The organism is Alphaproteobacteria bacterium, from assembly GCA_037146715.1.
Taxonomy (GTDB): Bacteria; Pseudomonadota; Alphaproteobacteria; order UBA7879; family UBA5542; genus JBAWWO01.
The window spans coordinates 1-14715 of sequence record JBAWWO010000009.1 but is presented as its reverse complement, the minus strand read 5'-3'; the positions used below and the strand labels follow the sequence as shown (position 1 = coordinate 14715).

Annotated in this window: 11 protein-coding genes; 3 read left to right on the top strand and 8 right to left on the bottom strand. The window is 43.3% G+C overall.

Going from position 1 to position 14715, the window contains the following annotated elements:
• Nucleotides 1-76: 76 nt before the first annotated feature.
• Both rpmG and WCG05_03820 read left to right on the top strand, forming a co-directional pair.
• A complete protein-coding gene (gene rpmG, locus WCG05_03825) occupies nt 77-244 on the top strand; it encodes a 50S ribosomal protein L33 (GenBank protein MEI8321122.1) in 168 nt (55 codons plus the stop codon).
• A gap of 98 nt (nt 245-342) precedes the next feature.
• On the top strand, nt 343-1776 hold the full coding sequence (locus WCG05_03820) for a DEAD/DEAH box helicase (GenBank protein MEI8321121.1): 1434 nt from the start codon (nt 343-345) through the stop codon (nt 1774-1776).
• 177 nt (nt 1777-1953) lie between these two features.
• Here the strand turns inward: WCG05_03820 and WCG05_03815 are convergent, their stop codons facing one another.
• Genes WCG05_03815 through miaB form a run of 6 tightly spaced genes read right to left on the bottom strand, consistent with a single transcriptional unit; the run spans nt 1954 to nt 6438 of the window.
• Complete coding sequence (locus WCG05_03815) at nt 1954-2415, bottom strand: 23S rRNA (pseudouridine(1915)-N(3))-methyltransferase RlmH (GenBank protein ID MEI8321120.1); 462 nt, start codon at nt 2413-2415, stop codon at nt 1954-1956.
• Complete coding sequence (gene rsfS, locus WCG05_03810; protein MEI8321119.1) at nt 2415-2792, bottom strand: ribosome silencing factor; 378 nt, start codon at nt 2790-2792, stop codon at nt 2415-2417. Before rsfS ends, WCG05_03815 begins: the two co-directional genes overlap by 1 nt.
• 15 nt (nt 2793-2807) lie before the next feature.
• The gene (locus tag WCG05_03805; protein MEI8321118.1) at nt 2808-3611 is read right to left on the bottom strand and encodes a transporter associated domain-containing protein; all 804 of its coding nucleotides are present in this window, start codon (nt 3609-3611) and stop codon (nt 2808-2810) included.
• A 9-nt stretch (nt 3612-3620) separates the two neighbouring features.
• On the bottom strand, nt 3621-4136 hold the full coding sequence (ybeY, locus tag WCG05_03800) for an rRNA maturation RNase YbeY (GenBank protein ID MEI8321117.1): 516 nt from the start codon (nt 4134-4136) through the stop codon (nt 3621-3623).
• Nucleotides 4123-5085 (bottom strand): PhoH family protein, encoded by a 963-nt coding sequence (locus tag WCG05_03795; protein ID MEI8321116.1) that lies wholly within the window; start codon nt 5083-5085, stop codon nt 4123-4125. The genes ybeY and WCG05_03795 overlap by 14 nt, the downstream gene beginning before the upstream one ends.
• 6 nt (nt 5086-5091) lie before the next feature.
• Entirely contained in the window at nt 5092-6438 is a 1347-nt protein-coding gene (gene miaB, locus WCG05_03790) for a tRNA (N6-isopentenyl adenosine(37)-C2)-methylthiotransferase MiaB (protein ID MEI8321115.1), read from the bottom strand.
• A 200-nt stretch (nt 6439-6638) separates the two neighbouring features.
• Here miaB and WCG05_03785 point away from each other — a divergent pair, with 200 nt between their 5' ends.
• On the top strand, nt 6639-9296 hold the full coding sequence (locus WCG05_03785; GenBank protein MEI8321114.1) for a hypothetical protein: 2658 nt from the start codon (nt 6639-6641) through the stop codon (nt 9294-9296).
• 340 nt (nt 9297-9636) lie between these two features.
• Here the strand turns inward: WCG05_03785 and secA are convergent, their stop codons facing one another.
• A complete protein-coding gene (gene secA / locus WCG05_03780) occupies nt 9637-12330 on the bottom strand; it encodes a preprotein translocase subunit SecA (protein ID MEI8321113.1) in 2694 nt (897 codons plus the stop codon).
• Between the two features lie 360 nt (nt 12331-12690).
• Nucleotides 12691-14658: a hypothetical protein gene (locus WCG05_03775; protein ID MEI8321112.1), complete on the bottom strand. Its 1968-nt coding sequence runs from the start codon at nt 14656-14658 to the stop codon at nt 12691-12693.
• Between the last annotated feature and the right edge of the window lie 57 nt (nt 14659-14715).

The following is a 14715-nucleotide window of genomic DNA, read 5'->3' as shown; positions in this document are numbered from 1 at the left end:
GAGACTTCTTTTTAATTGACAAGAGAATATATTTGGGGTAGTCAGACAAGGTTCATTAAGAAACCAAGGTAAGAAAATGGCAAAAGCAAAAACAGTTTTAATTAAGCTAGAAAGCACAGCGGATACAGGATTTTTCTATGTTCGCAAAAAGAATCCTAAGGGCAAAACTGAAAAGTTAGAACTTAAGAAATATGACCCTAGGGTTAGAAAGCACGTTGTTTTCAAAGAAACAAAGATTAAATAATTTTACTCAACCCCTTGAATCCTGAAAAAAGGCACCTATATCTTGTGGTGTGTTTACGGTTTTCTCACAACAATTAAGAAATAGGAATTATAAAACAAATGGAAAATTTTGTGGATTTAGGGCTGAGCCCAGAAATCACCTCGATGCTAGAAAAAGTTGGCTATAAACAGCCGACGCAAGTGCAAAAAGAATGTATCCCCCTTATTTTACGCGGATCTGACGTTTTGGCCTGCGCCCCAACGGGAACAGGAAAGACAGCAGCCTTCTGCTTACCCCTCATCGATATTTTGACAAGCAGTCCCGCCAAGGCCCGAATGCCCCGAGCTCTTATTTTAGAGCCCACCCGAGAACTTGCCTTTCAGGTTGTTGAAAACTTGGAAAAATATTCTCCTAAGGGGGCCTTAAGTTACGTACTGATTATGGGTGGTGAATCTGCCTATAAGCAACAAAAGCTTTTGAATCGGGGGGCTGACATTATTATTGCAACCCCTGGTCGTTTCTTAGATTTGTATGAAGCAGGTCATATTATTCTAACCCAAACCAAGTTTGTGGTTATTGATGAAGCTGACCGGATGATGGACATGGGATTCATTCCCGATGTACGTAAAATTACAAAAGCCCTTCCCCCTTTGCGGCAAACTCTTTTGTTTTCTGCAACCATGGACAAATCTGTTGAAAAGCTTTCTCAGGAATTTTTGTCAAACCCCAAGCAAGTGCGGGTTGCAGCACCGTCTGCGTCAGCAGAATTGATTGATCAATATGTGATTCACGTTCCCCGGGCGCCCCGGGAGCAACAAGCCCAACGAAAGCGGGATGTGTTGCGATTGTTGATTGAACAAGAAAAAATTAAGTCAGCCATCATTTTCTGTAATCGCAAATGCGATGTCGATATGGTGTACAAGTTCTTGATTCGCCTTGGACATACGCCTGGTCTTATTCATGGAGACTTGACCCAGTCTAAGCGCCATGGATACTTAGAAAAGTTCAAACGCAAGGAAGTAGATTTCTTGATTGCCAGTAACGTGGCGGCTCGTGGACTCCATGTGGATGATCTGGCCTATGTGATCAACTATGACATTCCCAATTACTCAGAAGACTATGTTCACCGTATTGGTAGAACCGGTCGGGCAGGTCAAAAAGGGAAAGCCTTTACCCTGGTTACCGATAAGGATCAAGAATTTTTAGACAAGATTGTTAGACTGATCAAGAAACCAATTCCAGTGGCTAAGCTCAATTTTGACGAGCTTCCTGCGCCCGAGAAGAACTCTAGATTTTCCCAAGAAGCCCCCGAAAAACCAACACGGGATCGGCCCTATGGTAAGTCTACGCGTCCAAAACCATCTTTTGGGTCCAAGCCTTCCTATGGCCCAAAACCTAATCATGGACCTAAACCAGCTCATGGCCCAAAGGTGGCCCAAGAAAAATCAGATAGGCCTGCTCAAGAAGGATCTGCTCATCCTAAAAAAGACGGGAAGACTCTTCCCCCTTGGAAAGTAAGTCCATTCAAAAAGCGTCCGAAGAAAAAGTTTTAGTTCATTCTCGAGACTCCTCCTTCTTGCCTTCCTCGGACTTGGAAGATCCACACCTTGTTCAGAAATCAGTTAATACGAGCGAAACCAGGGTTAAGGGCTTCAATCTGTACTTGACGTACAGAAGCCCAAGATCCCACAGTTTTGCGAAGGAGTAACTGATTTCTGAGGTTGGGCAAGCTAGGTTTTGTGGTAGGGGTGATTTGCAAGAATCTGCTGCGCCCTATAAAGCTGTTCAATCAACAGAACTCGCACCATTAAATGGGGCCAAGTGCATCGACCAAAGGAAATTTTGGCTTGAGATCGTTTCTTTATATCATTTGAAAGACCGTCAGCCCCCCCTATTATAAAACAGGGTGATAATGACTTTTGCTGCAACCCGCGCACCATTTCTGCAAATTCTAGGCTGCTTATTTCTTGGCCTTTTTCGTCTAATGCAATCACAAACGCATCTTGGGGAATGTGCTCGACCAAGGTCGCTGATTCTTTTTCTTTCCGCTGATCAACGGAAATATTCAAACTTAACTTGGGGTCAAGTTCTTTCAGGTTCAGCTTCCAGGAAAGCCTTTTTTCATAGGTGGCATATAATTCTCCCAGGGCACTTTGCTTGAATCGGCCAATGGAAAGAATAGTGACGTGCACTAGGGGGCCCGATGCTTCAAGGTTTCTTTAAGAGTTTCTGGGGCCCACATGCTTTCCAGATCATACTCCGCCCGCACCTCAGGTTTGAACAGATGCACAATCACTGTGTTTAAATCCACCAACACCCAATCAGACGAAGGGGCACCTTCAATATGAATATAGGTATGCTTTGATTTTTTCAGTTCAGTCTCTAGATAAGACGCAAGAGCATGCAAGTGTCGGGGATTCAGCCCAGATGCTATGATCATATATTCCGCCATATTTGACTTACCCTTCAAGTCAATCACTTGAATATCTTCTGCCTTATGTGCATCCAAAATTTTAGAAACTAATCCGGAAAGCTTTTTCCCCTCAAGGGACGTATGTATATGTTGCATTAATAATCCTTCTTCCTATGCTTGTTGTAATTTATCAATATTATGGGCTTTAACCTTAATAATTTTTCTGGGGTTACATTCTAAAATTTCGAAACGCACCCCCGATTCATGGGGAATGATTTCCCCTTTTTTAGGCACTCTGCCGGCCAGACTAGAAATAAGCCCTGCAATAGTTTCTGGGTCACTTTCTTTTTCGTGCGCTGTAAGTATTTTGCCGTATCGTTCTTCAAAATCTTCAATGGAATACCGCCCATCCAATATAAGAGTATGCTTCTTATGAACAACGGGGGCGGCAATTTTTTCTGCCCGGAAATCAACTTCCCCAATGACCTCACTCATAATATCATGAGCCGTAATCAACCCATCAACCCCTCCAAATTCATCAACAACCAGAGCCATAAAGTTCTTAGCCTTTTTCATTTTGATAATTAGATCCAAAATATTTAAAGAGGGCGAAACATATAAAACAGGAGTCACCTGTTTTTCCAAGGATATTTTTTTACCCTTTATAAAGTTTACCAAGGCATCTCGGGCTGAAATTTTCCCCACCACCTTATCCAGGTTTTGCCTAGAAAGAATAATGTAAGAATGATCTGCCCTCATCAATTTGCTTTTCAAAGATGTTAAGGGTTTGTCCAAGTCTAGCCATTCAATATCAGCCCGAGGGGTCATAATTTCTTCAACTTTTTCCCGGGTCATTTCATTAATTTTTTGAATAATCTGCAAGTCCTCTGCTGACATGTCCAAAGAATCCAGACTCTCCATAAGGGGAGTGGATGATTTTTTTTTCTGAAAAAGTTTCCTTATCATTGTCAACATGGGCAGTCCTTAATACTTTCTCATTTCTATTCCAACGGATTTCAACATTTTAATTTCTAAAGCTTCCATTTCTTCTGCATCCTCATCCGCCTCATGATCAAATCCCAAAAGATGAAGAAAGCTATGTATACATAGATGAAACAAGTGATCTTGGAAAGAAATTTCTTCAGCCTTAGATTCTTTTAAAATGGTTTCAAAAGCAAAGACCATATCACCCAGCAGAATATGGGGAACTTTTGGCAGAAACGTACCCTTTTGAAGATCTTCCAAGGGAAATGACAATACATTGGTAGGCTGGTCTTTTTCGCGATACTCTCGATTCAAGGCTTGAATATGCAGGTCATCCGTCAAAAGAACACTGACTTCAATTTTGCCCCGATACAAGGGGAATTCTTGTAAAAAAACCTGACTGGCTTCCGTTAGGGTTTGGCAACTATCTTCAAGATGATCATTCCACAAGGGTGATTCTTGATCAACTGACACCCAAGATGGGACTGGCAATTCTTCCTGTTTAATGTTTTTCATAAGCCTTTACGATACGCCCAACAAGAGGATGACGCACAACATCATCCGATGAAAATTCCATAAAACCAACAGATTCCATGCCCCTGAAACGACTCATGGCATCAATAAGACCCGATGTTTGATCTGCGGGCAAATCGGTTTGGGTCACGTCGCCTGTGACTACCATGCGAGACCCCTCCCCCAAACGAGTCAGGAACATTTTCATTTGCATCATGGTCGTGTTTTGGGCTTCATCTAAGATAATAAAAGCATGAGATAGGGTGCGTCCCCGCATAAACGCCAAGGGTGCCACTTCGATGGTTCCATTGCTGATTAATTTTTCAATATGAGCTTCTTGAAACATATCATGCAAGGCGTCATAGATAGGGCGCAAATAGGGATCCACTTTTTCTTTCAAATCCCCCGGTAAAAACCCCAGTTTTTCCCCTGCTTCAATAGCTGGGCGGGAAAGAATCAAGCGTTCCACTTCCCCCTTCATCAGCAGGGAAACCGCCATAGCCACAGCCACATAGGTTTTTCCCGTACCCGCGGGACCCGTTGCAAAAACAAGCTCATTGTTTTGTAAAAGCTTTATGAATTCTTCCTGGCTTTTTGTGCGGGGAACAATAACTTTCCCATCTGTTTTAAGTTTAATACCAACGGATGAATCAAACTTGTCTCCCTTAGATTGGGCAATTTGATGATCCATTTGGGTGCTATCCATGGGCTTACCGTTCTCTAATTTTTGATACAGCCCCTTCAGAACTTTCTCCATCTTAGAAAGGTGGTCTTCTGAACCCTGAATTGTCACAACATTGCCTCTTAAAGACAAGCGCACGTCCATTTGTTTTTCTAAGCGTTTTAAGTTAGAGTTTTGAGGGCCTACTAGCTCCTGAAGCAGAGCATTGTTCGGAAATTCCAAGGATCTTTCCTGAGTTGTCGTTCGCGTATCCTGCGGTTTGTTTCCCATTACACCTTAAAGAAGTTTTCCTTCTAACATTTTGTATCCGGCCTTTATGATCTGAACTTGGACCGTCTTTCCCAGTATATCAGATTTTGATTCCAATACAACCGATTGCATAAAAGGGCTTTTCCCAAGGTAATGGCCTGAAACATCCCCTTTTTTCTCAATAAGAACCTCCAAGGATTTATTAATAAAAGACTCATTAAAAGTTTTTTGCTGGTCGTAAAGAAGCTTTTGCAACCTTAAAAGTCGTGCATCTTTTACCTCTTCAGGCACCTGCATATCCAGAACAGAGGCAGGCGTTCCAGGACGTGGACTATACTTAAAACTAAAGGCTTGAGAATATTTTATATCCTCGACTAGCTTCATCGTATCTTCAAAATCTTTATCAGATTCACCCGGGAAGCCCACAATAAAATCTGACGAAAAAGCAATTTCGGGCCTTTCGGCGCGGAAAGCTGCAATAATCTCCCGATATTTTTCAACCGTATGTTTACGGTTCATATCTTTCAGCACCCGATTAGACCCTGACTGCACAGGCAAATGGATAAAAGGCATAAGCTTACCGCAAGATGCATGGGCTTTAATCAAAACCTGGTCCATATCCAGAGGGTGAGACGTGGTATAGCGAATACGCTCCAGACCATCGATCTCAGCCAATTCCAAACAAAGAGCCCCCAGCCCCATTTCTGACCCCAAAGCGCTAATCCCGTGATAAGCATTCACATTTTGCCCTAACAAGGTAATTTCCTGAACCCCCTGACTCACCAAATGCTTGGCTTCCTTCAAAATATCGGCCACAGGTCTGGAATATTCGGCCCCGCGGGTATAGGGAACCACACAAAACGTACAGAATTTATCGCACCCTTCTTGAATAGAAAGAAGTGCCGCATACTTCCCATTTCCTTCTGGCAAGGGCAAGGTATCAAATTTAGACTCTACGGGAAAATCCGTTTGAATAACTACCGGCTCAGAGGAAGTTTGGCGTTGCCTTCTTTTGGCTCGTTCAATCAATTCCGGCAATTGATGGTAAGACTGGGGCCCCACCACCACATCTACATAGGGCGCGCGACGCATAATTTCTGGCCCCTCTGCCTGGGCCACGCACCCAGCCACAACCAACAGCCCTTCTTCCCCCGCCTTTAGTTTTTTTTGCTTCAGGGGATTTAGGCGACCCAACTCTGAAAACACCTTTTCTGTTGCTTTTTCCCGAATGTGGCATGTGTTGAGCACGGCGATATTAGCCTCTTCCACTTTGTCACTTAAGCTATAGCCATGCATCGCAAGCAGATCAGAGATCCTGCTTGAATCATAGGTGTTCATCTGACACCCATAGGTTTTTATGTACAATTTCTTCATTTTCACTCCGTTCTACCATGGGTCTCTTATGGCGGCAACTTTAAATTTTTTTGGTGGTTGTAAGCCCCATGCTTCTGAAAGATACAGGTCCTATCAAAAAGAACAGGACGATTATACTCTAATTGATGTTTTATATTGACTCCTCCATAAAAAGTTTCTAAAAGAGAAGATGGTTTTAGTAGTTATTAGGAGAATTCTAAATGAAGATTTTTATTAAGTTAGCCCTTTTTACCCCTTTTCTATTTCAAATTGCCCACTCAGCAGGTCAAAGCGCAGAGGAAGCGGCTCAGCAAGCACCTCAGCAAGCACTGTCTCTTCGAGAGATTGTCGCCCGCAACCGAGCTTCTCGCGCCAACTCACCTGATTTTTCAACTTGGACGAGAGAAGATTTCCTCAGGAATCCTCAATATATCGATTATTACTTTCGTACTAATAGAGTAACAGCAGAAGAAGAACGACTCCGGGCACCCAATGGTCCCTATAGGGGGCATTACCATCACGATGCACTCGTTCTTTTTGTAGAGCCCTTTACACAAGCCCCTGAAGGTTTTACCCTCTATAACCAAACTCTTACACAATACCAAGATAGTATTCGAGAGGCCTTTTTACCATTCAGACTGGAGATACCTCAACAGGACATTCAACCTTTCTTTCAAGCCCTTTCAATTTTAATGGCCCCAGATTATTTCTTTTCTAGGCCTGACCCAGAAACTAGAATGGGTCGACAATACATGGAAATCTTAATCAGAATCCCAGCAGCGCACCGCTCAACAGTTGCCACTTACATTCAAAACCTAAACAAAAATCCCCAACCAACAGTATTTACTCACTCCAATATGCTTGATCAGTATCGTGTTCGAATGGCGATGACATTGTGCATCCCTAATACACGTGATCTTCATCACGATGCATCACCGGAGCAGCTGTTTGCTGAAATAAAGAGCGTTTATACAGCTGCCATGAGTCTAATTCTGTTTCCCACTGCCACTGATGGCTATTGTGATGAAAAATCTATGGATGGCTATATTCGTAGGAAACTTGTTACGTTCCTATGGGAAATCCCTATGGCAGAAAGAGACAGCATCGCACCGATCGCTGCCCAATTAGCACCACTCCAAAGGATTTCATCTGGACATCAGAGTCTTGAAGATCGAATATGTATTATCAACTCTTTAAAAACTATACCTCTTGAGCAAAGACTGTCTCTATTACCCCTTGTACAATCTTTCACTTCACGCATACCTATAATGAATTCTTTTGGAGGTTGCGTTGCAGCCCTTATTGATCGGTTAGCACAAGTTGATCCCGTGGAAAGACAAGACCTTGTTAGTCTGTTCGTAGAACTTCTCCCTTTTAACAGATTAGAAGCGTGGTGCCCCGCAAATATTATTAAAATTTTAAACGAAACTAACCATGAACATAGAAGAGAATTGCTTAACCTGTCTCGGGAAATGGTTGAACTTTTTGCCCCAAGTCCTACTTATAGCATTTATTTCTCACATATTGTTAATGCATTAGCTGTCTCCCCAGAAGAACGGCAAAGTATTACCTCTTGCCTTAGAAGACTCCACAGACCACCTTTAGGTTTAGAAGTCATTCGCACCGTCGCCTCAATTTCTATGGAAGAAAGAGGACCGATTGTAGGGCAAGTTGCTGTTCTTTTGGATAGAGAGATCCTTGAAAATCTGGAATTTCCTTGGAATTCAGAAGCTTTAAGAGTGCTTTCATCTGCGACACGACAGGCTAGAACCCAGGCAGCTCTAGAGAGAAGACAAGCAGAAATAAGGGAAGCAGAGGCAGAGAGAGAGAGAGAGAGAGTTAGAGAACAGGCAGCTCTAGAGAGAAGACAAGCAGAAATAAGGACTAGAGCCCCACAAGCTCAACCCCGCCAACAAGTTGACCTTGAAAACGTTATGAACGCTCGGCGCATTGCTGCATCTGCCGTAGCGTTGAAATGTTTGTGGGACATAACACCTGGATTTCAGCTGGATCCAGAAATCGTGACGATTGTGGGCGATTATATTGCCAGCATTACAGATCCCATTTTCCAAAAAATTCGTGCTGGAGATACAGAACTCAACCATGCTTTGTTTGTTCTGAGTGGCCACAAAAATGAGGCCAGAGGAGACTCGGACAGTCTTGCTGATAATGAAATTTATACCAGCGGTACTTCTACATATTTTAGAATGTTGGGTATTTTGGGTCGCGTCTGGCACATCATTCACTCGCCTGAAATGGCTGCGCATAAAGACAAATTGCTTCACAGTTTTGTGACGGCCTTAACCCAATGTTTCGATGAAGAAGGCTACCGAGGACCCCACAGAATCTGCAACGTTGGTAAAGTCCAACGTCTTCTTTCTGTGTTGCAGGGGTATGTTGACGGTATTCGGATTGATGAGGTAGAAGAAATTCCTACCGTTGAAAAAGTCTTGGTAGAATTAACCTCTAGCTTATTTAATGAGGGTGTTCCGAAAGTAACTGTAAGTGAAGCCCAAGCGTTGATTGCTGAAACAGCTGCACGTGTTTATGGGAATGATCCTGTACAGGCCGCCTGGTTCCAAGAGTATGCCAAAGAGTTTCTTGAACTTATTCGTGACTCCGACAGAAGTCTTATAGCCGAGCAGGATGCTGCCTATTTTGCTTCGCTAGCAGCAGATCAGGCTCATGCAGAGGCCTTACGTTTACAGCAAGAAGCCCAAGAACGTGAAGAAACCTTACGTTTACAGCAAGAAGCCGAAGAAGCCGCCCATCTAGCAGCCCGTGCAGCTGAAACCCGTGAGCAACGGGCCGCGAGATTGGCCGCTGCTGCTGCAAGAAGACAGCAACAAGAGCACCCCGGCGCTGCATCTGCGGATTAAATTAGACCTATTGCATAACCCAAATATGGGCGGGGATTTTTAGGAAAGCGCAGGCGAGAAGCGGCGCGTACTTTGCGTACGCAAGCATCGCACACTAGCTTTGACACCAAAATTACCCCCAGAGTTGAGGTGGGGAGGATTTCGACAGGTACATTTGGGTACCTTAGAAATCTGAGATCCTGCAATTTCGCAAAGTAATCGGCCAAAAAGCCCCCTTAAAAAACCTAGATTTTTGGGATGAATACGAGGAAGCCGAGGCGAATAAAGCGGAATGTACTAACGTACTTGAGCATTTATTCGTCCGATGGCTGACGAAGTAGGCGCCCAAAAATCTAGGTTTTTAGAGCATGCCGTGGCATTGCTTGAATTTCTTGCCCGACCCACAAGGGCAAGACTCGTTCCGAGAAACACGCCCCCAGGTTGAAGGATCCGCCGGATTAATTTCTTCTGCAGGTTGGCGTGATCGCATCACAGAAACCTGTTCGGATTCTAGAGCGGGATCCTCCCGACTTTCCTTCATGATTCTGGGTTGGGTTGGTTCCAACTGCATTAAATCTTCTGGTTCAAAGTGAAACTGCATCAGAACAGAGAGCACACTTTCTTTCAGGCGATCTAACATGAATTGAAACAGTTGGAAAGCTTCTTGCTTATATTCGTTTAACGGATCCCGCTGAGCATAGGACCTAAGGTTAATACCCTGACGTAAGTGATCTAAAGACAAAAGGTGGTCTTTCCAATTTTGGTCCAAAAGCCTTAAAAGCACATTTTTTTGAATCTGTTTCAGCATTTCTGGGTCTGCATTTGTATACTTTTCAGCCCAGTGATCTTCAATGGCTTTTGCCAGACGCGCCTTCAGCTCTTGATCCGCGATGCCTTCTTCTTTCGCCCAATCTTCCAGAGGCAAATCCAAACCAAACACACGACGGCCTTCCTCATGAAGTCCTTTAATATCCCAATCCGTTGGGTAGGCTTTTTCAGGAATATGGCGGGCAACTAAGCTTTCCAGAACATCTTGTTTCATGTTCTGAATAACCTCAGTGACGTCTTCTCCGCTCATCAAATCACGGCGCAATTCATACACAACTTTTCGTTGGTCATTCATCACGTTGTCATATTTTAATAAATGTTTCCGCATGTCATAGTTGCGGGCTTCAACCTTGGCCTGAGCCTTTTCCAGGGCCCGATTAATCCAGGGATGGGTGATCGCCTCCCCTTCCTTTAGACCCAATTTTTGCAACATATTATCCAGGCGTTCTGACCCAAAAATGCGCATCAAATCATCTTCCAAAGACAGGAAAAACTTGGATGCCCCTGGGTCCCCCTGCCGACCAGAACGACCCCGCAATTGATTATCAATACGGCGGCTTTCGTGCCGTTCTGTTCCAATCACATAAAGACCACCAGCCTTCAAAACGATTTCTGAGTCTCGTTCAATTTCTGCCCTGATTTTATCAATAATTTTGTTCTGTTCTGGGCCCTCAGGCAAATATCCCGCTTCCATATGAAGGCGAACTTCTAAGTTACCCCCCAGCTTAATATCTGTTCCGCGACCGGCCATGTTTGTGGCAATCGTAATGGCCCCCGGGCGGCCTGCTTCCGCGATGATCCCTGCTTCTTTATCATGATATCTGGCATTTAAAACGTTATGGGGAATCTTATGTTTTTTGAGTTCTTCTGATAATTTTTCAGATTTTTCGATGCTGGCCGTTCCCACCAACATGGGTTGCTTTCTTTCCAAACATTCTTTGATCAAAGAAATGACGGCCGCGAATTTTTCCCGTTCTGTCCGGTAAACCTCATCATCCAAATCCTTACGAATACAGGGTTTGTTTGTGGGAAGTTCCACCATCTCTAAATTATAAGTTTCCGCAAATTCTGTAGCTTCCGTCATAGACGTTCCTGTCATTCCTGACAACTTGGGATACAAGCGGAAATAGTTCTGGAAAGTAATTGAAGCCAAAGTCTGGTTTTCCATTTGAATTGGAACCCCTTCTTTTGCTTCTAATGCCTGGTGGAGCCCATCCGAATAGCGGCGACCATCCATCATACGACCCGTAAATTCGTCAATGATAATAACCTTCATATCCTTGACGATGTAATCCTTTTCCCGTTGATAAAGGGTGTGGGCCTTCAACGCCTGATTCACATGGTGAACTAATGCAATATTCTGGGCGTCATAAAGAGAGTTACTTTTCAAAAGGTCGGCCTGCTTCATCCAAGCTTCAACCTGTTCAACCCCTTGTTCTGTCAGGGAAGCATTATGTTGCTTTTCATCTTTTTCATAATGCTCGGAAGTCAGCTTTTTGACCACATCATTAACAGCCACATATAAGAAGGAAGAATCCTCCGCAGGCCCAGAAATAATCAAAGGCGTGCGGGCCTCATCAATCAGAATACTGTCAATTTCATCAACAACTGCATAGTTAAAAGGTCGTTGAACCATTTGGTCCAGACGGAATTTCATGTTGTCACGCAGATAGTCAAACCCAAGTTCATTGTTGGTTGCATAAGTAATATCTGCATTATAAGCTGCTTGACGATCCCGGTCGTCCATATTACTCACGATACATCCGACCGTAAGTCCCAAGAATTTATAAACCTGCCCCATCCAATCGGCATCACGCTGCACCAAGTAGTCATTCACAGTCACCACGTGAACGCCTTTACCTGTCAAAGCATTCAAATAAGTGGGCAAGGTGCCAACAAGAGTTTTTCCTTCTCCCGTCTTCATTTCAACGATCCTGCCCTTGTGAAGAACCATTCCCCCCAGCAACTGTACATCAAAGGGGCGCATGCCTAAGGCTCTTTTACAAGCCTCTCGGGCTACAGCAAAGGCTTCTGGCAACAGTTCGTCCAAGGTCTCCCCTTGGGCTAGACGGTCTCTAAAAAGTTGAGTTTGAGATTTTAATTCATCATCTGACAGAGCTTCAAATCTGAGTTCCAGGGCATTAATCTGCCTTACCAACCCTTGAGAATCTTTTAAAAACTTCTCACTGGGCGATCCAAAAAATTTCCGAGTTAACGCTTTTAACATGTTGAGTCCTTATTTTCAAATAAGGCCTATACTAGCGCCAAACAAGGCCCCAATCAACTCAATAGTGACTGCGTCATAAGGAAGTTCGGGTAAAAAAACTTCCCCTCTCTCTGTCTTCCACGGGCTTGCCCCTCGGATCCATTAAATCACATCATTACACGGATGGGATGGTACGAATGTCATGCCGGGCAGCAATGGCTGAATTTTGGTCAATATAGTTAAACTTCTGTAAAAAGATCCCCCTATTTCTTTCCTCGGGCTTGACCCGAGGATCCATTTTTCTATAAAAACATAGGATTTAGACCCTCCCGCCAAGCCCGAGGAAATCACTGGAAGGTATACTCATTTTATCCGAGTTAGCTATACAGCCTTCTCGAACGCTTTCAGAAACTCCCTAGCTTTGTGAGGTTGGTTCAGCAATTGTATAGCCTGATTCTCACGCTCGAGATTCCTCTCTAAGTGGGGAGAAAATTTGATCAAAAACTCTCGGATTTCTTGATCTGAAACATTTTCGCCCAAAAGATTCAGGATATCAATAATAAATAGAGGTTTTTGACCCGACAAAAGATCCAAAATCTTCTTTTGTGTTTTTTTCCGATGAAACCCGAGTCTGTCTCCTAAAGCCCAAATTCGAGGATGAAATTCTGTATCTAATTCCCCCGTTATCCTCTTATAAAATTCCATAAAAAAGTTAACGTCTATTCTTGATCTTCTCAAATAATCTAACATGTTAGCGGCCAATATAGTTTTTGGGTTTGACATAGAGTCTCTTAGATAGTTGATGTTTTCTAATAACTGCCTCTGTTCTGTCTCAGGCAACACATCGATCATCTGAAGAATCGTGCTATAATCATGACCATGCACGCTCTTTAGAACCGGAGTCACTAACGCCTCATGCTCAGGACTAAGCCATTTTATTAAAAGCTTAAAATTACCACTACAGTCGTCTTGATAACAATTCCTCAATGCTTCTAAAAAGTCCTTTCTTTTCTGAGGGGCCACAGGAATCATCTTAACCAGCTCAGCAACAATTTCAGCTTTCGCGGCAGGTGTTCTTTTTGGGAAAAATTTCTCAAGAGCAAGAAGAGGCCTCCCTAGAACAGAAAACCCAATTCGTCTGCTGAGGTCTCGCGTGCTAGCAAGATCGATCACAAGTGTTCTTTCTTCTGAAGAGAACTTCCCTAAACTTTGGAGTGTTTCCAGACGATCTGTAGGGTTTATATACCGAAGGAAGTCTGTAATGACTTTGGGCTCAGTTCCTTGAATTGAGCGGAAAGCTTCAATTATTTTATGAGCATCCTTTTTTTTCATTCCGCGCATAAGAATAGTCATATCGTCTTGATTATGATGAATATAAGGTAATGCACTAAGCAAACGAGTTTGTGTGTCCGCCGTCTCCAGAGCGCTTTTTAAGAACAGGGCTCTACGTTTTTCCGGGTCAGTTTCAACTCCAGCTTCACCCTTAACCAAAGCCTCAAAATCTTGACCATCCTCATAAGATGAAATATCACACAGAGTCTTCAAGATGAATACACTATCTACACCATTCCTTTTATTTTCCTCTTGGATTCCCTTTGAAAGTTGCACACTTAACTCTAGAGCTTGACTTTTCTCTGCTATAGGAAGTTCAAGGAACGCCACAAAAGCAGCTGTTGCCCGGGGGTTGTGATCAAGACCTGATATAAAATCTAGGCCTAGCTTTACAAAGCTGGTTTTTTCTTCTTCAGGAAGAGCTGCAAATTCGCGAACCATTTTAAAGAACCCTAGACCCGCTTGTTTATAACCAGCATCTTGAAGAACTTGTTGCAAAAAGGTCTGCACATCTTTCATACTAAAGGAATCTCTTTGATCCTCAGGAAGAGTCCAATAAACATCATAAAAAGGCTTAATTACGCTAGGTAATTCGTGAACAGCATCAGTGATTTTTCCAACCCAATCCCATCTAAGAAGATTAGAAAATAACTCTTTCATTTCAGCTCCAGACAGCCTCTTATTAGCCTTAATCGCTGCATCAATATCAGCAAGGGCTGTTGAAGGAGTCTTTGAAATTTGGCCCAATAAGGCTCTAGCAGGTATCTCCTCCAAAAAGGATACAGCCCGTTTTAAGTTATTCAGGACAGCAAGCTGGTTAGAAGACTCGATTTTTTTCAAAACACCAAGAACTTCCACCCGATACTCCTTTTTAATTTCCTCCAAGTCTGCAATAACTGCCACGACGCTTTCAGGATCTTTTTCTTGTAAAAGAATCTTAAGGGTCGCAGTAAGCGCCTCCCGCATACCTGCAGAGGCCAACAGATGAATCAACTTGGCCCGATTGGCGGTTTTCATTTTTTTAGGGGCTGAAGTAGCTAAGGATTAATGTTTAGATGATTTATACCAGGATTT

What these genes read in the sequence shown, in the direction of transcription:
- rpmG (MEI8321122.1), top strand. Translation starts at nt 77, where the DNA reads ATGGCAAAAGCAAAAACAGTTTTAATTAAGCTAGAAAGCACAGCGGAT.
- WCG05_03820 (MEI8321121.1), top strand. Translation starts at nt 343, where the DNA reads ATGGAAAATTTTGTGGATTTAGGGCTGAGCCCAGAAATCACCTCGATG.
- rsfS (MEI8321119.1), bottom strand. Translation starts at nt 2,792, where the DNA reads ATGCAACATATACATACGTCCCTTGAGGGGAAAAAGCTTTCCGGATTA.
- WCG05_03805 (MEI8321118.1), bottom strand. Translation starts at nt 3,611, where the DNA reads ATGTTGACAATGATAAGGAAACTTTTTCAGAAAAAAAAATCATCCACT.
- ybeY (MEI8321117.1), bottom strand. Translation starts at nt 4,136, where the DNA reads ATGAAAAACATTAAACAGGAAGAATTGCCAGTCCCATCTTGGGTGTCA.
- WCG05_03795 (MEI8321116.1), bottom strand. Translation starts at nt 5,085, where the DNA reads ATGGGAAACAAACCGCAGGATACGCGAACGACAACTCAGGAAAGATCC.
- miaB (MEI8321115.1), bottom strand. Translation starts at nt 6,438, where the DNA reads ATGAAGAAATTGTACATAAAAACCTATGGGTGTCAGATGAACACCTAT.
- WCG05_03785 (MEI8321114.1), top strand. Translation starts at nt 6,639, where the DNA reads ATGAAGATTTTTATTAAGTTAGCCCTTTTTACCCCTTTTCTATTTCAA.
- secA (MEI8321113.1), bottom strand. Translation starts at nt 12,330, where the DNA reads ATGTTAAAAGCGTTAACTCGGAAATTTTTTGGATCGCCCAGTGAGAAG.
- WCG05_03775 (MEI8321112.1), bottom strand. Translation starts at nt 14,658, where the DNA reads ATGAAAACCGCCAATCGGGCCAAGTTGATTCATCTGTTGGCCTCTGCA.